General features: G+C 41.3%; 15 protein-coding genes and 1 tRNA gene. 10 read left to right on the forward strand and 6 right to left on the reverse strand.

Features of this window, described 5'->3' with window-relative positions; translation table 11 throughout:
* The first annotated feature begins 334 nt into the window (after positions 1-334).
* On the forward strand, positions 335-1,195 hold the full coding sequence (locus tag A3775_RS13060; RefSeq protein WP_066425282.1) for a hypothetical protein: 861 nt from the start codon (positions 335-337) through the stop codon (positions 1,193-1,195).
* A 66-nt stretch (positions 1,196-1,261) separates the two neighbouring features.
* Here A3775_RS13060 and nadA read toward each other — a convergent pair whose 3' ends face one another.
* Entirely contained in the window at positions 1,262-2,236 is a 975-nt protein-coding gene (gene nadA, locus A3775_RS13065) for a quinolinate synthase NadA (protein ID WP_066425284.1), read from the reverse strand.
* A gap of 146 nt (positions 2,237-2,382) precedes the next feature.
* On the opposite strand from nadA, the gene A3775_RS13070 reads away from it, so the two are divergent.
* The gene (locus A3775_RS13070; RefSeq protein WP_066425287.1) at positions 2,383-3,312 is read left to right on the forward strand and encodes a TIGR04168 family protein; all 930 of its coding nucleotides are present in this window, start codon (positions 2,383-2,385) and stop codon (positions 3,310-3,312) included.
* A 78-nt stretch (positions 3,313-3,390) separates the two neighbouring features.
* A tRNA-Ser gene (locus A3775_RS13075) sits at positions 3,391-3,477 on the forward strand.
* An 81-nt stretch (positions 3,478-3,558) separates the two neighbouring features.
* Here the strand turns inward: A3775_RS13075 and A3775_RS13080 are convergent.
* Positions 3,559-4,962: an RNA-guided endonuclease TnpB family protein gene (locus A3775_RS13080; RefSeq protein ID WP_066377386.1), complete on the reverse strand. Its 1,404-nt coding sequence runs from the start codon at positions 4,960-4,962 to the stop codon at positions 3,559-3,561.
* A 35-nt stretch (positions 4,963-4,997) separates the two neighbouring features.
* Here A3775_RS13080 and A3775_RS13085 point away from each other — a divergent pair, with 35 nt between their 5' ends.
* Positions 4,998-5,246 (forward strand): DNA cytosine methyltransferase, encoded by a 249-nt coding sequence (locus A3775_RS13085; protein WP_066377387.1) that lies wholly within the window; start codon positions 4,998-5,000, stop codon positions 5,244-5,246.
* 11 nt (positions 5,247-5,257) lie between these two features.
* On the opposite strand, the gene A3775_RS13090 is transcribed toward A3775_RS13085, so the two are convergent.
* From A3775_RS13090 to A3775_RS13100, 3 genes are all read right to left on the reverse strand, one after another.
* Positions 5,258-6,697 (reverse strand): tetratricopeptide repeat protein, encoded by a 1,440-nt coding sequence (locus A3775_RS13090; RefSeq protein ID WP_066425288.1) that lies wholly within the window; start codon positions 6,695-6,697, stop codon positions 5,258-5,260.
* A 642-nt stretch (positions 6,698-7,339) separates the two neighbouring features.
* Complete coding sequence (locus A3775_RS13095; protein WP_066377389.1) at positions 7,340-8,371, reverse strand: glycerate kinase; 1,032 nt, start codon at positions 8,369-8,371, stop codon at positions 7,340-7,342.
* 16 nt (positions 8,372-8,387) lie between these two features.
* On the reverse strand, positions 8,388-8,720 hold the full coding sequence (locus A3775_RS13100) for a DUF565 domain-containing protein (protein ID WP_066377390.1): 333 nt from the start codon (positions 8,718-8,720) through the stop codon (positions 8,388-8,390).
* A 478-nt stretch (positions 8,721-9,198) separates the two neighbouring features.
* On the opposite strand from A3775_RS13100, the gene A3775_RS13105 reads away from it, so the two are divergent.
* Together A3775_RS13105 and A3775_RS13110 are read left to right on the forward strand one after the other, a co-directional pair.
* A complete protein-coding gene (locus tag A3775_RS13105; protein WP_066425289.1) occupies positions 9,199-9,831 on the forward strand; it encodes a hypothetical protein in 633 nt (210 codons plus the stop codon).
* A 96-nt stretch (positions 9,832-9,927) separates the two neighbouring features.
* Positions 9,928-11,790 (forward strand): glycosyltransferase family 39 protein, encoded by a 1,863-nt coding sequence (locus A3775_RS13110; RefSeq protein ID WP_066425291.1) that lies wholly within the window; start codon positions 9,928-9,930, stop codon positions 11,788-11,790.
* Positions 11,791-11,891: 101 nt separating this feature from the next.
* Here the strand turns inward: A3775_RS13110 and A3775_RS13115 are convergent, their stop codons facing one another.
* A complete protein-coding gene (locus tag A3775_RS13115) occupies positions 11,892-15,164 on the reverse strand; it encodes a hybrid sensor histidine kinase/response regulator (RefSeq protein ID WP_066425294.1) in 3,273 nt (1,090 codons plus the stop codon).
* Between the two features lie 650 nt (positions 15,165-15,814).
* On the opposite strand from A3775_RS13115, the gene A3775_RS13120 reads away from it, so the two are divergent.
* The 4 genes from A3775_RS13120 (at position 15,815) to A3775_RS13135 (ending at position 20,741) form a co-directional block, all read left to right on the forward strand.
* On the forward strand, positions 15,815-16,399 hold the full coding sequence (locus tag A3775_RS13120; protein ID WP_066425298.1) for a KaiA family protein: 585 nt from the start codon (positions 15,815-15,817) through the stop codon (positions 16,397-16,399).
* 99 nt (positions 16,400-16,498) lie between these two features.
* Positions 16,499-16,825: a circadian clock protein KaiB gene (gene kaiB / locus A3775_RS13125; protein WP_066377399.1), complete on the forward strand. Its 327-nt coding sequence runs from the start codon at positions 16,499-16,501 to the stop codon at positions 16,823-16,825.
* A 95-nt stretch (positions 16,826-16,920) separates the two neighbouring features.
* Positions 16,921-18,477, forward strand: a complete 1,557-nt coding sequence (kaiC, locus tag A3775_RS13130; protein WP_066377400.1) for a circadian clock protein KaiC — start codon at positions 16,921-16,923, stop codon at positions 18,475-18,477.
* A gap of 104 nt (positions 18,478-18,581) precedes the next feature.
* Positions 18,582-20,741 (forward strand): TolC family protein, encoded by a 2,160-nt coding sequence (locus A3775_RS13135; protein ID WP_066377401.1) that lies wholly within the window; start codon positions 18,582-18,584, stop codon positions 20,739-20,741.
* Positions 20,742-21,030: the final 289 nt, after the last annotated feature.

Genomic DNA, 21,030 nt, shown 5'->3' on the forward strand with positions numbered 1-21,030 from the left:
ACAATTGCTCGGCGCCAGGTTTATTACTCAAACCAAAAAACCCCCTTTGATATATCAAGGGGGTTTTTGTTTTAGGCTATTATTCCTTATTTTAAGTAACACTTGAGATAGCTAAGTGTAAACCCGGTTATTGCTGAGGTATTGTATGCTTCTCATCCTGGGAATATAGAACCTCCTGACTATCAATGGAAAGAGGCTATATTTTTAAGAATTTATGTGGCAACCTGATGTTTTTACTCGTAAAATCAAAGGCAAGGTAAAGTTCACTAGAACAGTAGCCTTATATTAGGTTTACTTTAAAAATTAGGGTTGAAAAGCTATCAATAAATCTCCAATGGTAGATCGGATAAATGATATCACTTGGCAAGCTCACCAAGGTAGTGTTGCTGCAATTATTCAAGTATTAAACGAAACACTTACTAAGTCTGGTGTCAGAATTAGGGCTGTGTTTGCTGATGGAGTCTTACAATTGCTGTGTGAGGCAGCTAAGGTAGAGGAACTTGAGCAATCTCGCCTAGTAGAAGAAATCCAGCAAATCCTTGAGTCAATTGCACCGCGTAATATTCGGCGCGTCAAAATTAACAGTCGCATCGTTAGAGAACAGCAATTGCTGTGGTTAACAGAGATTGATGGCGATCGCGACAATCAATTACTATGGTCACAGGAAATTACACTGGCTCAACCAAATGTTGTTCAGCAATTAATTAAAGATTTTCAAGCATCTCAAGCTGAAGGACAACTAAATTTACCTAAGTTGTCGCCTATAACTAACAGTGATAAACAAAACAAATCACCTACAGTTAGATGGCAATTAGCATTAGGGTTAGGGTTGTTGCTCACGCTGGGTTGGGTTGTTTATACCCAATTTGGCGAACAGCTTAAAAATTTAGTGCAACTAGAAAATACCAATTCTTTTGCTACAGCTAATACTAACAGAACAAAAACAGAAGCCGATAAATCTCATGATTCATTTGCAGCAGCTGTGCGAATTGCTAACAAAGCTTCTGTTGCTGGGAAAACTGCGACAAGCTCCACTCAATGGTTAGAACTAGCGGCGATGTGGCAACGAGCTTCTGATTTAATGAATGCAGTTCCACCAACTCACAGCCGTTACCAAGAAGCTAAAATCCGCTCTCAACTATACAAAAAATATAGTGAGACGGCACAAAAAGAAGCAGCAAAGAGTGAGTTATGAGATTAAAGAAAATGTAGAGATGTCATATTAAAGTACATCTCTACAAATTTGACAAACATAATTTTACTAATTACTCATTTCTAACATCCGTTGAATTGGTCGCAGTGCTGCAATGCGGATGTGTTCTGGAATGGTGATTTCAGGGGTACGATTTTTCATCGCCCAATAGAGTTTTTCTAAGGTATTTAACCGCATGAACGGACATTCGTTACAAGCACAGTTATTCACTGGGGGAGCAGGGATAAAGTGCTTGTGAGGCGCAAGTTTTTGCATTTGGTGAATAATACCTGGCTCTGTAGCCACGATAAATTCTTGGGTGGGGCTACTTTGACAATATTTAAGTAAAGCTGCTGTGGAGCCAATAAAACTAGCGTGACGCAAGACGCTACTTTCACATTCTGGGTGAGCGATCGCTTCTGCTTGTGGATGAGCTATCTTTAGTTGAACAATCTTCTTCTCGGAAAATGTTTCATGTACTATACAGCTACCTTGCCATAATACCAAATCCCGTCCGGTCTGTTCCATCACATACCGCCCTAAATTTCGGTCTGGAGCAAAAATAATGGGTTGTTCTTCCGGTATTTGCTGCACAATCTTCACAGCGTTGGAACTGGTGCAGATAATATCGCTCATCGCCTTAATTTCGGCAGAACAATTAATATATGACACCACCAGATGATCGGGATGTGCGGCTTTAAAAGCTGCAAATTCGGCTGGTGGACAACTATCAGCCAAAGAACAACCTGCATTCAAATCGGGTAATAGTACCAACTTGTGAGGGTTGAGTATCTTGGCTGTTTCCGCCATAAAGTGAACGCCAGCAAAGACAATCACATCTGCATTCGTCTTAGCGGCGGCTCTAGCTAGTTGTAGGGAATCTCCAATAAAGTCTGCAATATCCTGAATATCTGGATCTTGATAATAATGCGCCAAGATTACCGCATTGAGTTCTTTCTTGAGACTTTCAATAGCGGCGAATAAATCTTGTGGTAGTCCACCCGTTTGAGTCTGTTCCCGTTGAGCTAAAGCAGTGGTAAACACAGTTAGGTTATTTTTTATTACAAATTTTGTCTATGAATCAATTATAGTAGTTTTTACCAAAAATAGTAGATGGGTTGATAGACCGAATTTATGTGCAAATGCGGCTGAGTTTCCTATGCTGGAAATATACGGGAAGAAAAAGTGGCATGACCAGTCAAAAATCGCAATCACAAACTCTCAAAATTGCTGTAGTGGGAGATGTTCACGACCAGTGGGAAACAGAAGATGGCATTGCACTCAAACATCTGGGTGTTGATTTGGTGCTGTTTGTGGGGGATTTTGGTAATGAATCGGTGGAAGTGGTAAGAGCGATCGCTTCGGTGGATATTCCCAAAGCAGCAGTTATGGGCAATCACGATGCTTGGTACACTGCTACAGAATGGGGACGCAAGAAGTGTCCTTACGATCGCACCAAGGAAGACCGGGTACAAGCACAACTAGATTTATTAGGTTCAGCCCACGTAGGTTACAGTAAACTAGATTTCCCAGAGTGGAATTTAACTGTAGTGGGGAGTCGTCCTTTTAGCTGGGGTGGTCAGGAATGGAGATTTGCTGACATCTGCAAACAGCGTTATGGTGTGACAACTTTGGAAGAGTCAGCAGCAAAAATCTGGGAGGCGGTGAAAAGTGCAGCCTGTGATACGATTATTTTTTTAGGTCATAATGGGCCGAGTGGATTAGGCGATCGCCCGGAAGACCCCTGCGGTAAAGATTGGCATCCTATAGGTGGGGACTTTGGCGATCCAGATTTTGCTGAGGCGATTTCTCAAACGCTCACGGCTGGTAAAAAGATTTCCTTGGTGACGTTTGGGCATATGCACCATAATTTACGGCATACTAAGAAACAACTGCGAAAAGCTATCTTTCAGAGTCCAGAAGGGATAATTTACTTAAATGCGGCTAGTGTACCCAGGATTGTAGAGCAGGACGGCGAGAAACTGCGGAATTTCTCCCTGGTTTCTCTAGAGGGGGGTATAGTCACACAGGCTGCTTTAGTTTGGGTTGGTAAAGATTTTCAGGTGGTGACAGAAGAAATTTTGTATCAGAAATCCAATTCAGTAGTGCAACCTGCTTAGTGATAAGGTATATTAGAATCTGTCTGGTTTATTGCTCATCAACGAATGTTAGGATAGGCAGTAGCTCGACAGTTTATTGGAGAGGTGGCAGAGTGGTCGATTGCGTCTGACTTGAAATCAGATGAACTCGCAAGGGTTCCGGGAGTTCGAATCTCCCCCTCTCCGTTGATTTTATAGAATATTGGTGTACCCCGCCCGATTTCAATCGACAGTGTTTACATAGCTCATGCTAAGATACACCGAGAGCTAATTACTTAGCTTCTCCTCCACTCGATGAGGGTTCCCAGGCTCAACCACCAACGCAGTTGATACACCCTGTCTCGCAACAGGCTCCTTGGGCGTACTTTTATCCTGTTTTCGAGGGACTCCCGATACAGCATCTAAATTAATCCCTAGTTCCTTCAAACCGCGCTTTAATATGACTTTTGCTGCATCAACGTCTGCATCTGCGTGATGACCACAATGTTCGCAAAGAAACTTTTCTTGATTTCGGTTTGTAGGACTTATATAACCACATTCGCTGCATTCTTGGGAGCTAAAGTTTGGCCTAACCTCATGTACTAGAACGCCAGCCCTTTCGGACAAAATTTTAACTTTCAGTTTGAGGGAACCCCAAGCAGCATCAGCGATCGCTTTATTTAGCGCAGACTTAGCAGACTGACCATTGCGTAAATACTTACCACTTTCATCTTGTTTGGGTTTGCAGCGTGTGATCATTCCCTGAATGTTGAGATTTTCAAATACAATCAGGTCGAATCGCTTAACTAAGTTATGAGCTATCTTCCATTGATAATCCTCTCTTTGATTCGTAACTTTCTGTTCTAGCTTTGCTATTTGCTGATATGCTTTTTGACGACGACGGGAACCTAAAACTTTACGACTGGCGGCGCGGTTAAGACGCGATCGCCTGCGTTCCATCTGGTTGTAAAATCGAGGATTGACAATAGTTTCACCAGTGCTAAGAGATATCAGCTTTTTAATTCCTAAATCCACTCCTAACGCTGTTTGTATTTGCTGGGATGCTGAAGGCTGAGGAACTGTTTCATCTTGCAACAGAACGGAGATATAAAAACCATCTGCTTTTTTCCGCACCGTCGCTGCACGAATTTTAAACCCAAGTGGAAACGGTCGAGATTGAAAAAATCGCATCCAGCCAATTCCGGGGAATCTGACTTTGTTGTGTTTAAAGCCAACATCCCCTGCTGGGTAGGTAAAAGAGCGAAATTTCCCCCGGCGTTTTGTTTTTGGATATTTACCTAAGCCTTGAAAAAAACGCCCAAATGCAGCATCAACCTGCTTGAGCATTTGTTGCAAGACGTGATAATTAACCTCGCTGTACCAAGGTCGTTCTTTTTTAAGGTCTACTAAATTTGCATCCTGTTGAGCTAATGGACTGCGTTTTTTACCCTTGCTAGTCCAGGGATTACCGTATAAAGCACCTTTGCTCACTGAACAAGTGAGTGGACAGCACTCAGCTTGAGTTTGAATAGTACAGTAGTTGCCCATAACAGGTGCTTTTGCTTGCTCATAAGCCTCTGTCCTTTCCCTGACTCGAAAGTTATATTGCAGGCGTAGCAGATGAAGCCAACGCTCCATTTTTTCAGCTTGTTTCGGTAAGGGTTTGAGTTTATATACGTAAGCCAGAAGCATGATGTAAAATAAGTAATATTTCTATTGTATTCCAAATGAAATACATAGAAAATTCTCACAGGCATTTACTACCTTGGGTTACAGTTTGGAATGCTAAAGGACGTTTTATACATCCTGAACAAGATAGAGATTTTACACCTCGTGAACTAGCTGCTTTACAAGGATTTCCTGATAATTTTATTTTCTACGGCAAGTGTCTACAAGTTCAAATTGTTCTGTTAATGAGTAGTGTTTTTATTCAATTTGTACCACTCAACCATCAAGGTTACTTGGTTGAGTGTTAAACTGAGCTAGGTTAAAAAATTCTCATCTTCCACCAAGGTGTATTTTTAATTTCATTTTCCAAAATTCTGATTTCTTGTTGAATTTTTTTGATTTCGTTGGGCATAGATTTTTTATAAAAAACACTTATTGCCTGCTTCAAATTTTCTACTGCTTCTTGAAGTTTTCCTTGTTGCTTACGGACATAACCCAGTTGTACATAGGCAAAAGCATAATTTTGATCAATTTGTAGAACTTGATTATAGTCTTTAATTGCTGCTCTGTAGTCTTTTTTTAGAGTACGAACATTACCTCGTTTAAAATATGCTTCTACACATTCAGATTTATTTTTAATGGCTAGAGTATAGTCGGCAATAGCTTGATTGTAATCTTTAAGCATAGCACGAGCATCAGCCCTGCTTAATATAGTAGAAACATCATTGGGTCGAATGTTAATTACCTGATTAAAATCTACAATCGCTTTTTCAAATTTCTGATTTGCTAAATAAGCATTGGCGCGATGTAAGTATGACTCAGCTATACAATAATGATTTTCGATAAGATAAGTAAAATCTGTTATTGCAGCATCATAATCTTGTAAATCAAAAAATATACAGCCTCGAATAAAGTAAACATTAAATTTGCGTTTATCCAACTTAATCACTTGGGTATAGTCAGCTATAGCAGATTTATAATCTTTAATTTCAAGATATATTCTTCCTCTTCTTTCATAAATATCCTGATTAGTTGAGTCTATAAGAATACTCTGTGTGTAATCAAAAATAGCAGCATTGTAATTTTTTTCTGCGGCGAAAAGATGCCCTCTATTACAATAAGCATTAATATGTTGAGGATTAATTTTGATTGCCTGAGTATAATCTTTGATAGCTCCTTGATAATCACGCATATCCGAGAGATTACAGCCCCTTAAAAAATATGCTTCATCACATTCAGGGTCAAGTTTGATGACTTTAGAAAAATCTTTAATGGCTGCTTGATATTGACTAATTTGAGAATAAATACAACCCCTTAAGTAATATGCTTCGCCATACTGACGATTTATTTCTATCGCTTTAGAAAAATCTTCAATCGCTTCTGCATACTGTTTATTTTCTAGCCTTTCAACTCCTCGGTTAAAAAAATCCTCATCACTTTTGAATACATCGATAAATCCTAAAACTCCTGCTGTGATTCCGTTACTTGCATGACCAACTACAGAACCTACTCCAGATGCTAGACTTCCAACTATAGAACCTATACTTCTTACGGTACTTTTAACTGAAGACTCTCCTTTTGCACCAATTAAAACACCTCCTATAGCTATAGGTACAGCAATCGGGCCAGTCAAACCTAAAGCACCTACTGCACACAAAGCTCCTACACCACCTGCTACAGCCCCTACTTTGTTTTTTCCAGTAAAATCATTAAATATAAGGTCAGGAGCGATATCGGAAACCAATTCTTCTAGGCTCATTTCTCCTCCAATTGATGACGGTCTAAAATCTCAAAGTATTATTGAGAATATGTGTTTACTTTACTTTATAAGTATGATGGACACAGTTGTTATTTTACACTTGTAAAAATGCTGAATTAGTCAAACATCTATTAATAATATCGATTGAAATGATTTGGCTAAAAGTAAGTAAAAACTCGGTTTAAAATGGATAAAAAATAAAAACTTCTTTTAACATTTCTGTATGTACACAGAAAATTAATAAAAGCTGAAAATAGCTCAGTTGATGCTCAAGTGATTACGTCATATCTTGCACCATTCTCAATAAGCTCCAGGTGGGCATTGCCAACAACCTAAAACTAAGGCTTTCAGCAAGTTGCAAGCAATGCCCACCCTACAAAAATTATCATCAAGGAACAGGTGCAAGATGTGTGTTACAATCTTGCAGAATGCCTTTTAGATAAAAACACAGCCAACGGAAGAGAAAATTTTCCCAGGACTTACGCAAAACATCACGAAAGTAGCGGTAATACCCTGCGGGAAGCCTTCGGCTACATGAATTACCGCTACATAATAATCAAGCTTTCAGTCTTTCAATCACATCTTGCGTAAGTCCTATCTTCCGCCAAGTCGATAGAATATAGGCATTAGTCCCAATCCCTATCACCTGACTGGGTGGTAAACTTTGCCAAAGGAACGATCGCTATGAATCTCAATTACTAAATCAACATTTTTCTGAGATTCAACCAAGGGCTTGATAAATAATTCTGGATGCAGCGATCGCCAGAAATAATTGACAAATTCTTCAATCTGTGCATCACTCATCCCCGTTTTACCAGCCGCAATCATTTGCTGTTCGGCTTGTTTACGCCATTCCACAGACCAACGATAATCAAGGGGATATAACACCACTAAACTATCTAATCTCTCCCACAGTGGTAAATATTCACATAGTCGTTGATTCATATCACGGGCAAATACCCGATCCTCATCAGTGAGAATCGGCGGTGGTGCATCGTCAAATACATCGGGATGAATCGGACGCACACCCACCAACCAACCCTCAAATAGCAGTATATCAACCTTTTCTACAATTTCTGGGTGAGTGCGATCGCCAGCACCACCATAAGCAGATTTATCAAAGCGGGGAATGATCACTGGGCTTTGTGAAGCGCGAATTTGCTCTAACACATTTAAGCCTAAGTCTACATCATGAGTTCCTGGGGGGCCACGCCAAATTAACCGGGGATCAACTTGCACTAAAGCCAGGCGATCGCTATAAGTTTTATACAAGTCATCAATAGACAAACTCACACTCCGATATCCCAACTCCTGAAGAATCAAACCCAGAACTTGGCACATCGTCGTTTTACCTGTTCCTTGTCCCCCCAAAATTCCCTGAATCACAGGACGCTGTAACTGTTGGTGTTGTAATGCAATTTTCATCGCCAGAGGTAGCCACAAGTCCCACAACACCGGCAACATTTTCTCTACTGGCGTATGTAGGCGAGTTTGGCAGAATTCGCTAAACCCTGGTAATACAGATTGTAAAAGCTGCGATCGCTCCTGAATAACTTGCCCGACATTGGCCGACGTGATCCCAAAAGCTTCTGCCCGGAATTTATCTGCTAACGCTGCTGTTTGTGCTGCTTGTTGCCAACTTGCAGTCCCTATCCCTTCTAACCAACTGTTCATCGTCTCTCTACTCAACTTAAGAACCCAGTTTAAAGGCTTCAATAAATAGGCTATAAATGAAACCTACTTTCATTAAGTTGAGTGATTCTACCCAGAGTTCTCGTCTGGCAAAAAAGCTCCGACTATAAAAGATTCTGCTAGTCACTTCAGTCAACACCACTAAAATAGCAGCTATCACAATGTCCAATGTCCCTCTTTGTCCAGCTATGGTAGAGATTGCCGTTCCCAGAAAAAAACCAAACAGAAAACTAATTACCAGTAGTGACAGTCGCCGCCAAGGATTTAAAAACCATAGCCCTAAACTTCTGACAATGGCATCGAATAAGTTGTTAAGACGAGTGTTTTGCATTGGTCAAGCTGGTGGATAAAAGTCACAAAGCTTCTTTGAGCATATCATTTGACACTTGAGGTAATTAAACGAGCCACTCACTAGGAAATATTAAGAAATGTAAATAATATTCTGTGGCGATATCTAGTGGTTTGAGCAAAGTTACCTTGTGACTCAAATTACTTGCTAGCCAAAAATGTCAATGGGACTTTCTCCGAGTAAATACATGATTTATGTATCATATTTTGCGCTTTTTTTGCTAAAGCTGGACAGAATTTTCATGTTTATCAGGGTTTTATTGATTTTTTCAGCAACTATCTCCAGTAATGATTCATGATTAGCCATTTTACTGAAAATGATACCTATGATACATAGCATAGAGGAATTCTACGTGAGTATAGATGAGGCTTGTAGAAAAATTACCTTGGATACAGTTAGTGATAATAGGTTAGTATTTGGTCAAGCCTAAATAAATATTTATTTCTAAATCAATATCATCATGAAGTCTTGCGTGTATCGTAACGCTGCGGTTACAGCTTGCTTTTTGGGACTGCTGGGGTTACTGGTAGGGTGCTTCGAGATGAGTGTCTCTTTTGAGGCGGCAAATCCAGATACATCTTCACCCTTATCTACTGATGTTGATCTGCCAGAAGTACATCACGATGTCGTATCAACTGTCTCACCGTCTAACAGTAATTCTACGGCTATTTCCCAGCCTGTATCCACACCTAGTAACAAATCAGAACAAAACACTAATTCAACTGTCTCTGTACTAGCCTCTCGCCAGTCATTAACCAGCAGTAACAAGTCTCAAGGAAATCTCCGCATGAGCAATCAAACAGATCAACCTGTGCGATTGGCTCTACTGGTGCGACAGTCAGGTAATAAAAGCTCCGTGAAAGCACAAGCTGATATTCCCGCCCATTGGGATTTTGATCCTCAAGAGGGTAGCGCACAAGGTTTGATTCTGTCTCTACCTAATGGCAATCTCAAAATCGAAAAAGGAGATATCTTAGTAGCCTTTGCTCAGGATGGTTCGCGCCGCTATTGGGGGCCTTATGTGGTGGGAGAAACATCCTTACCCAAATGGAATGCTCAACAGCAAGAATGGTTACTGGTACTGACTCCATAGCTGATATTCTTTATTAGTCATGAACAAAACTTAGCCAGCCAACGACTATTGTACAGACGCGATTGATCGCGGATGATGACTATTGACTAATAACTGATGAGGTTGAAATTGAGCGTTACCCACGCTGTTGAGCAGTGGTTTAAATATATTGTCAAGCGTCCAGCCCTTGCTGTGACTGTAGCAATCCTGTGGTTAATTGTAGTTGGTTGGGTAGGCTACGGATGGAATTTGGGCAGTATTGGCTTAGTTGATGAAACTGAGCCATTATTTGCTGAAGCTTCTCGTCAAATGTTAGTTACAGGCGATTGGATTACTCCCTATTTCAATGGTGAAACTCGGTTTGATAAACCGGCTTTAGTTTACTGGTGTCAAGCGATCGCCTATGCTCTAATTGGAGTGAATGAATGGGCAGTCCGTCTTCCCTCAGCCTTAGCGGCGATCGCAGTCATGGCTTTAGTGTTTTACACTGTCCATTGGTATTTCACTCAAAAAGACGAATTAGAACAAGTCTCATTACCCACGCGCCGCTATTTAACCGCCACCTTAGCCGCAGCCATTACAGCACTCAATCCCGAAATGATCATCTGGGGAAGAACTGGTGTCTCCGATATGCTGTTAACCGGGTGTATAGCGTCCGCCTTATTATGCTTTTTTCGCGGATACGGGGAAATGGGGACTGGGGACAAATCAAGTCAACAGTCAACAATACCCAATAAATGGTATTTAGCTTGTTATGTATTAATTGCTGGGGCAATTTTGACTAAAGGCCCGGTAGGAATTGTGTTACCAGGAATCATTATTGGGGCGTTTTTGCTGTATGTCGGACAACTGCGAACAGTGATTCGGGAAATGCGCCTGTTTTTTGGGTTGGTAATTATTTTTACTTTATCAGTTCCTTGGTATGTGCTGGTGATTTGGCGCAACGGTGAGAGTTACATCAACTCATTTTTTGGTTATCACAATATTGAACGGTTCACCGAAGTAGTGAATGGTCACTCAGCACCCTGGTATTTTTACTTTGTAATTGTGCTGCTATTGTTTGCGCCATACTCAGTTTACCTACCTTTGGCAATGGTGAGGCTGAAGTTTTGGAGGCGATCGCACTGGGTAATGCAAGCGCGATCGCAACAATTCGGCTTATTTGCGTTTGTTTGGTTTGTCAGTATTTTTAGCTTTTTTACGATTGCCGTCACCAAACTACCTAGTTACGTATTACCTTTAATGCCAGCCGCAGCTATTTTAGTAGCGTTGTTATGGAGTGACTTCTCCCCAACTGTAGAGCAAAATACCAACCGCACAGTTATTAATTATCCCTTGTCTTTTTTACAAGGTAGTAGTTGGCTTAACGTAGTATTTTTATCAGTATTATCAGTAGCACTATTTCACATACCCCAAATATTAGGTAAGGATCAAGCTGCACCCAATTTTAATCAACTTCTGCAAGATTCGGGTATACCAGCCATCGGCGGTTGGCTGTGGCTATTCTTTGCCGTTGTGATTGCTGGTTTAATTTTATGTCGCTATTGGTACTCAATTATTGGGGTAAATTTATTAGGTTTTGTGGCATTTTTGATTATTGTATTAATGCCAGCATTATTATTGATGGATCAAGAACGCCAACTACCTTTAAGACAATTATCGGCTGATGTTGTGCAATTCCAACAACCAAACGAAGAAATCCTGATGGTTGGCTTTAAAAAGCCCAGCATAGTTTTTTATAGTCACAAGCAAGTAACATTTATTAAATTGACAAAGGATGGTTTGCAGTACATTCAAAACCTAGCTAATCAACCGAATAATCCAGACTCTATCCTACTGCTAACTGAAAATAGAAACTTTTTTAAAATGGATTTGTCACCAGATAATTATGAGAATTTAGCGATGAAAGGTGCTTACCAGTTGAATCGCATCAATTTCAAAAAGATGAAACAAGAAAAAGAAAAATTGAAAATATCCTAGGGAATTGGGCATTAGGGACTGTTGACTGTTGACTAGGTAAAATTTCTGCTCCCTTGCTTCTTCTGCACCCCCTGTCAAGAGTCACTGCCAGTGCAATATTTTCATACCTTAACTTTGATAGTTAAGGCATAATTGATTTGTTTTAATAAGTCTTCCATTGATATGGAACGAGGTAAGACTTGAGTAGTTATTGCTTGGAGAATAGTTTCTATTGATTCCAATTCATTGTTAGGACTATTACCAGTTTTTTGGTGATTTGTTTTAGTCCGAGAATTGACAGTATTTCGATGTAATCTTTGATCAATTACCAAAATTGGTGGCAGATTGAAGGGGAAATCTGGCAATGCTTTTAAGGCTTTCATGACTTGGGGATGAATAGCGGACGCACCTAAACAAATCAGGAGTAAATCTACACTTTGATGACGAATTTGTTGTAAAACTTCTGCCCAACAACGCGCCATTGTCGATTTTAACCCAGCAGTTTGCAAATACTGTATTAAAGCTTGAAACCACTCGGTTCCGCGTTCGGCAGTTTCACCAGTGTTTTTTCCGGTGCTATAACCCTTTGCTTGTTTACGTTTAGCCTGGGGTAAGTCCTGCAACATAGTCAAATCTACTACCAGAATGTTTGGAGGGTAGCAGGCTCCAGAAGCAATCTGTAGCACTGACAGCAAGGGATCAGTTTTATGACTATGACTGTTATTGTCTTGATTCAATGGTGTTAAGCAAGGAAAGACAGACAACCCCGGTATTTGGGATGCTTTTAAGGTGGTGACTACATCACAAGTCACTAGAGGTAAGGCAGCCAATCGCGGATACTGAGTTAATTGTTGTAGATAATTTTGTGCTAAGGAACTTTCAACATCCAACAGCACTACATCAAATTGCCAAACCCTGGCTAAGAGTTCAGCTTGATCTAAATCATCGACTTCGATGACTCGATGTGATTGTAATGAGGGGTGGGGGTTAATTGATGCTAAGTCAGCATCAACCAATCTGAGAATTTTTAATGGTTTGTTGAGTGGAGTCGTTTCACCATTGTCTACACCTGAGTGTTTAACTTTTGGTTTAGTACATAATTTTTCTAACAGTGGTACTAAGGATTGGTGTTCTACGGGTAAGCTTAAAAAAGCATCGGCACGGTTAGCATAAGCTTGCTCTTTTTCTGCGCCGGTGGCTGTGACAATTACGGGAATTTGACGAGTAGCGGCATCTGATTTGAGTAAGGTTAAGACATCCCACCCCGATAGTAAGGGTAACAAGGGATTTAAAAAGATGGCTTTGGGCTGTAAGCGACGGGCTTTTTCTACAGCCTCGGTTCCCGAACGAGCAATGACTACCCGATAACCTAAACCTTTGAGTTTGTCGCTCACATCTTCAATGTATCGGGCTACGGCTTCAACTACCAAGACTAAACGTTGGGAATGATTGGGGGGATGTTGTTTAGCCGTGCTGGCGAAAGCAAGGGCATTGGCGGTTTCGATGTGGCTGAGTGTGGTTTCTGGCTCGGACTCATTCAAGCCTGTGGTTGGTGGACTAGGTGGTAAAAGCAGTGTAAATTGACTGCCTTTACCTTCTCTAGATAAGAAGCTGACATCACCACCGTGGAGACGAGCCAAAGCTCTAGTTAAAACTAGCCCCAAACCAGTGCCTTCAAACTGACGGGTGAGGGGATTTTCCAGTTGTTGGAACTTTTGGAAGATTAAATGTTGCTGCTGTTCGGGAATACCAATACCTGTGTCCCAAACTGTAAAGGCAATCCACCCTTCCCAATGACTGACTTTTAAGCCAATTTCCCCAGATATTTCGGTAAATTTAAAGGCATTAGATAATAGATGTACTAGCATTTGGCGCAAGCGCAATTCATCGGCCACAATCTGGTCTAAACCTGGTTCAATGGAGAGAGTGAATTGGGGAGATGATGACTGTGTAGTTTTACTGGTTTGATGATGGACGGCTTTGGCTTCTAAGAGGGCGCGATCGCAAACAGATTTAATCTTCACTGGTGTCAGTGTCAGTTCCATCTGTCCTGTTTCCATGCGGGTTAAATCCAAAATGTCATTTACCACGCTCATCAGGTGGCGACCGCTTTGATGAATTAACCCGGCATAACGGGCTTGACGTTCATTCAGTTTGCCTAACTGCTCGTCTACAAGTAACCGGGATAGTCCCAACACCGCCGTTAAGGGTGTCTTTAATTCATGACTGATACAAGCTAAAAATTCATCTTTTAAGCGATTTAATTGTACTAAGTCGGCGTTTTTGGCTGCTAGTTCTTTGCACAGTTGCTGCTGTTCCGTTACGTCAGTCGCTAACACCAAACATAAGTCATCATTGCTGCGGATAGCTTCTAACTCAGAACTGGAGAGTTTTAAATCTCGACTATCTAAAGGTATTTTCGCAAACTGCCAAATGCGTTCCTGACCTGTTTTCACTTCCACAACACAGGTACAAGTACCCATCTGACTATCTAAAAAGCAGCGACTGGAGGCAGATTTGGCATATTCTGTAGGTTCTGGATGATCTACTGACAGAGGTCGTAAGCCTGTAGTCGGTAGAGTTGTATAAGGATTATGCTCATGACTTCTGCCATGAGCGTAAACTGGGACTGTTGTAGGGCTGGCGTATTGTGGTTGTTTGATGCGGGTAGCGGCTAAAATAGCTTCTACTTGCTGCCTTACTCCTTCGGGATCTTTGAAAGTTCCTAGTTGTTGCCACCAAGCCGGGTTTTGTGTCAATATCTCACCTGTGCCTGTCTGCAACATTAAAGGCCAAGGCAATTTGGCCAACAACTTGATCAGTGCTTGGTATTCTGGGGATAACTGTTGATTGAGCCGAGGCGATCGCCTCAGACTAGCATCACTTATACTAGAAGTGTCTGGATGTTTTGGGGCTGAGGGTCTGAGGAGAGTTGAAGATTGAGTTCCCACCTTACTATCGGCTACTCGCCCTTTGGCTAGCAATGTCAACAGTCGGACACTATTTAGTAGTCCCAATAATCTGCCATCGGCATCAACTAAAGCCCACTCGCAATGATTTTGAGTAGACTGTGGTTGTTCACGCCAAAATACAATCAATTGCTCTACACGATGAGTGGCTGGTAATATTTGTATTGGCTCAATAATGTCTTGACCCCAAGTTGACAGTGGTTGCTGTAAATTGAAAATTTGCCGATTTCCTGTAGCTGACAAGAATTTTTGTGTTAGCTGGGCAGAGTAAATCACCCCAATGGGATATTGCTGGTAATTTACCACTACCAGGCGATCGCATTGCTCTTGTTCAAACATCTCCAGCACCACTGCCAGAGTGTTCGTTTCTGAGCAACTATTGACAGTTGCTAGAAAATCAGAAAGTGGATACTGTAGCATTGACATAAGACTGTGGGGGTCATTCTTCCTGTGAACGCCTCTGCCTCCTCCATCAGCACTAAGGCCAATAGGGTTTGCACTTGAGACCATATCCTTTAAGAAGACTCATATAAACGATCCGGTACAGCCTCAACGCTATTGAATCCCTAAACTTGGTTTTTCCAAACCAGGTGTTTTATTCAATAGCCAGCAAAGCTGCGACTTTTTCCTGCACCACGTTGAACTTTAGGAAGCAAATCCACACCAGTTTGCCACTGATGTCTCAATTCGGCATCGATAGTGACAGCTACAACAATTATGGCTCCAATGATTCGTTTTAGAACCTTGAGGAATTATAATGATTTAAAATGCGACAATACTTTAAATTGGTTTAAGTATCTTATCAGGGAGTCAAATACAAAATCTCTATCTGGATAGATACGCATAATACAAATCATCTATTAACTAAGTGTTCTCAACAATGCCACAGCCAACCAAATCCTCATATCCATTCAATATCCTATCTGGACGCTAGAACTGCCAGTTTTGTATACATATTGTGACGTAAAGGGTTGCTTGAGGATGGAATTGTTAACTTTCAACACATCCACTATTACCTGTAGTTATCAGTTCATGAGTAATCAGCCATTGTGATTCACAAAATATAAATTATGTAAATGCTACTACCAATATTAATTATCCGACCAGATATTAAAAAAAATTTAGATACTTTAGTGCAGCCAGCTATTGACACTAAATTAAGCAGGTGGATGTGGTTCTGGAAGCACTTTAATCTTTCACAATTGTGCCTATTGTCTCTAGTGGCTCCTACCACCGCGAAAATCTACAATTTACTGCAATGGTTACAGCCAATTATCAACGAAAAGTTTCACAGTAAATATTTCTATGCCTTTGCAGAACCCAGGCAAAAACCACAGCAGGTTGGTCAGCAGATGAGTCAAGGAGTTGATCGACAACTATTATTGCAGCAACTCAAATCAGATTATCGGGAGATTCTCCTTAACTACTTTACTACAGACACAGGACTAAAAGAAAAAATCGATAAATTTATCAATGCGGTATTTTGTGCTAATATTCCTGTGCCACAAATTATCGAAATGCACATGGAACTAATTGAAGAGTTTTCTAAGCATCTAAAATTAGAGGGAAGGAGCGATGAAGCCTTACTAGATTATCGCTTAACACTAATAGACATCTTAGCTCACCTGTGCGAAGTTTATAGATGTGCGATTTTTAAATAAAAAATCACTATTGCAGTAGTCACACATATCAGCAGAGAATGAATGTCAATTCATGAACACATCCCAATATTATTATGTTAAAATTTAACCTTTCTCTTTATGAATAAAGCCAGAAAGACTTATGTTCTCAAGCTTTATGTAGCGGGGAACACCCCTAATTCAGTCCGGGCGCTCAAAACACTCAAAAACATTTTAGAGCAGGAATTTCAAGGCGTTTATGCGTTGAAAGTAATTGATGTGCTGAAAAATCCACAACTAGCAGAAGAAGATAAAATATTAGCCACGCCCACATTATCCAAAATTTTGCCTCCACCTGTACGCAAAATTATAGGCGATCTTTCTGATCGGGAAAGAGTGTTAATTGGATTAGATTTACTGTATGAGGAATTAACTGAAGAAGATTGGCAGGCTCAAGAGGAGCTTTAATTCCTAAAAAAGCACTTACGAATTAAAAATTTAAATTACAAATTATCAACTTTAGTAATAACAAACCTGGGATTAGCACCCACTGATCAACAAAAATGAGCGAGAACGAGCAACAGGAACAAAAAAACACATCCGGTGGTGTCGAAAAAATTCGGACAATGATCGAGGGCTTTGACGATATTAGTCATGGTGGTTTACCTGTAGGTAGAACTACCTTAGTCAGTGGCACCTCTGGAACAGGAAAAACTTTATTATCACTTCAGTTTCTCTATAACGGTATTACATACTTTGATGAATCAGGTGTATTCGTCACCTTTGAAGAATCTCCCAGTGATATTATTAAAAATGCCCATATTTTTGGCTGGAATTTACAACGTTTAATCAATGAGGGCAAATTGTTTATTCTGGATGCGTCTCCAGACCCAGAGGGTCAAGATATTGTAGGTAATTTTGACCTTTCAGCCTTGATTGAACGCTTACAATACGCCATTCGTAAATATAAAGCCAAAAGAGTTTCCATTGACTCAATCACCGCCATATTTCAACAATATGAAGCTGTGGGAGTAGTGCGCCGGGAGATTTTCCGGTTAGTAGCACGTTTGAAGCAGTTGAATGTTACTACTGTAATTACCACAGAACGTAGCGAAGAATACGGGCCAGTCGCCTCTTTTGGTGTAGAAGAATTTGTGTCAGATAATGTAGTCATTGTCCGCAACGTTTTAGAAGGAGAACGTCGTCGCCGCACAATTGAAATTCTCAAATTGCGCGGCACTACACACATGAAAGGCGAGTATCCTTTTACAATTACCAATCAAGGCGTGAACATCTTTCCCTTGGGTGCAATGCGCCTGACTCAAAGGTCTTCTAACATCAGAGTTTCTTCCGGTGTCAAAACCCTAGATGCAATGTGTGGTGGTGGTTTTTTTAAAGATTCTATTATTTTGGCCACAGGAGCCACAGGTACAGGGAAAACACTGTTAGTAAGTAAATTTTTACAAGATGGCTGTGTCAACGGAGAAAGAGCCATCTTGTTTGCTTATGAAGAATCACGCGCTCAACTTTCTCGCAATGCTTACTCATGGGGTATTGATTTTGAAGAATTAGAACATCAAGGATTACTAAAAATTATTTGTACGTATCCCGAATCCACTGGTTTAGAAGATCACCTACAAATTATTAAATCAGAAATTGCCGAGTTTAAACCAGCAAGAATTGCAATTGATTCTCTTTCAGCCCTGGCTAGGGGAGTCAGTAATAATGCGTTCCGTCAATTCGTGATTGGTGTGACTGGCTATGCTAAACAAGAAGAAATTACTGGTTTCTTTACTAACACTACCGATCAATTTATGGGATCACATTCAATTACCGATTCCCATATTTCCACAATTACAGACACAATTTTAATGCTACAATATGTTGAAATTCGTGGAGAAATGTCACGGGCAATCAACGTATTTAAAATGAGGGGTTCCTGGCATGATAAAGGTATCCGTGAGTACAATATCACCGCCGACGGCCCGGAAATTAAAGATTCTTTCCGTAACTATGAAAGAATTGTGAGTGGTGCTCCTACCCGCGTTAGTATCGATGAAAAGGCAGAACTTGCGCGCATAGTCAAGGGTTTGGAAGATAAACAGGGTTCAGATTCTTAAATTTGGTATCCTACTATATTCCTGCCTTGATTTAGTATCGTGCTATATTCTGTGGTGAAGAAAAGTTTTCTGCCGCTAAATTGATTTTCGTGTGAGGGGATGCGGTGAAAGGACAACCATTATTTTATAGTTTCTTACCTAGTGTAACAGCAGCAGTATTGACAACTCAGCCAGCTGTAGCTGAGGCTATGAAGGTAAATAGTGTACAGTTAGGGTCTTCTCCTAGTACCTTGACTGCTAATGATAGTCAAACCTTGGTAGCAGACAATATCCAGACACAGTTACCTCAGACTACCGTCTCAGTTTTTCCAGACGTTACTAAAATTTCTGAATTGTCTGTGGTAAGTTCGCAGACCGTAAGTAGTAAAAGTAATCCAGTTATCTTGACAGAAACTACTGGTATTGCTAAAGAAGAAAAATCTCAAACGGCATCCCAGAGAAATTTTGTCCAAAAGCTGAAAGAACAACGTTTAGTCAACAATCAAAAACAAAGTAACTTCGCTGCTGCTGAACCAGGATTGGTGAAGACAGTAGCAGCTATTACCGATAGCAAATCCCAATTATCAACCAAACAAACTTTTGCCTTATCTTCTTTAGAGGATTCAGCACCACGGCCAAATCTGAAAACTCAGTTACCAAAAACTTTACAAACTGCTGTCAATGGTGTAAGAGGAGCAAATCTATTAGCAGTAAATAGTTGCTCATTGGTGAAGCAAAATCAAACTTCTTTACTGGTGACTTCACCTGCTTGTGGTAAGTCCTATTTGATGAGCAAGCAAGTAAGTCAAGTTGCTGCGCCCACGAACCCAACAAGGACAACCGCAGAAAGTGTAGAATTTGGACAAAATTTTCCGCCACCAGAAACAATACCGGCAGCACAGGTGGAAGCACAGCCAACTCCCAGTGAGCCAGCAACAGTGACTCCTGTAACTGGGGGTGCTGTACAGGTGCCAGAAAACCTGATTTCCAACCCCAACCCCCTGCAATTTCCTACCAAACCGGAAGAAGTAACCATTCAGGCAAATCAGCCAATTAGTTTGGCGCAGGCTTTGGAACTGGCAAAACGCAATAACCGGGATTTACAAGTGGCTCTGTTGCAGCTAGAACGCTCTCAAGCGGCACTCAGAGAGGCACAAGCGGCGTTGTATCCCAATCTCTCTGTGAATGCTGATATCAGCCGTAGCCAGTCTGCGGAAGCTCAACGCCAGTTGGAACAAGCAGGCAGCCAGCAAACTGATCAAGCTAGCACAGTTTTCAATGGTCAAGCACAGTTAAGCTATGACCTTTACACCTCTGGGAGACGGCAAGCTAGCATCAAGGAGGCTGAGGAACAGGTAAGGTTTAATGAACTGACTGTAGAGCGTCAGGCCGAGGAAATCCGGCGCAACGTTGCCACAGAATATTACAACTTACAAGAGGCAGATGAACGGGTACGCATTGCTCAATCAGCCGTGGAAAATGCCCAAGCTAGTTTACGAGATGCCGAAGCGTTAGAAAGGGCTGGGGTGGGGACAAGGTTCGACGTGCTGCGATCGCAAGTCAATTTAGCCAATGCCCAACAGGAACTGACCAATGTTGTTTCTCGGCAGCAAATTGCTCGCCGTACCCTAGCAACGCGGTTGAGTCTACCCCAAGGCGTAAACATCAGTGCCGCAGATCCTGTACAATTAGCCGGTCTGTGGAACCAGTCCCTAGAGCAAAGCCTCATACTAGCCTATCAAAACCGTCCCGAACTACAACAACAACTAGCACAACGTAACATCAGCGAACAACAACGACGGCAAGCACTGGCAAATCTCGGCCCACAAGTGAGCCTAATCGCTAATTACAACCTGCTAGACCAGTTTGATGACCAAATCAGCGTCACAGATGGTTATTCTGTGGGAGTGAGGGCGAGTTTGAATTTGTTCGATGGTGGCGCAGCTAGAGCCAGAGCCGCTCAAGCTAGAAAAAATATTGCGATCGCAGAAACCCAATTTGCCGAACAACGCAACCAAATCCGGTTTCAAGTAGAACAAGCATTTTTTACACAGCAAGCTAATCTAGAGAACGTCCAAACTGCTAATACTGCCTTAGAACAAGCTAGGGAATCACTACGTCTAGCGCGGTTGCGATTCCAAGCTGGTGTAGGTACTCAAACGGATGTAATCAACGCAGAAAATGAGTTGACTAGAGCCGAGGGTAATCGCATTTCAGCAATTTTGGACTACAACCGAGCTTTGACTGATTTACAACGAGCTGTCAGTTCTAGAGCGTTGCCTTAGTTAGTCATTAGTTATTAGTTATTAGTCATTAGTCATTAGTCCAGGGGCTGATGGCATGGGGGAGGCAGTGCGGTGGGCGGGTTTCCCGACTTGTAGCAACTGCCGTCAACTGCCGTCATTGGGCTGAAGGCATGGGATTTTTCCCTCTGCTCCCTCGGCTTCCTCGGCTTAAGAGTTAAGAGTCAAGAGTCAAGAGTCCCCAATCCCCAATTCCCAATTCCCAATTCCCAAAGAGTGATTGACTATAAACTCCCAACTATGGACGATGGACTATAGACTATTTAGCTGC

The organism is Anabaena sp. 4-3, from assembly GCF_001597745.1.
In the GTDB taxonomy this organism is placed as follows: domain Bacteria; phylum Cyanobacteriota; class Cyanobacteriia; order Cyanobacteriales; family Nostocaceae; genus Trichormus.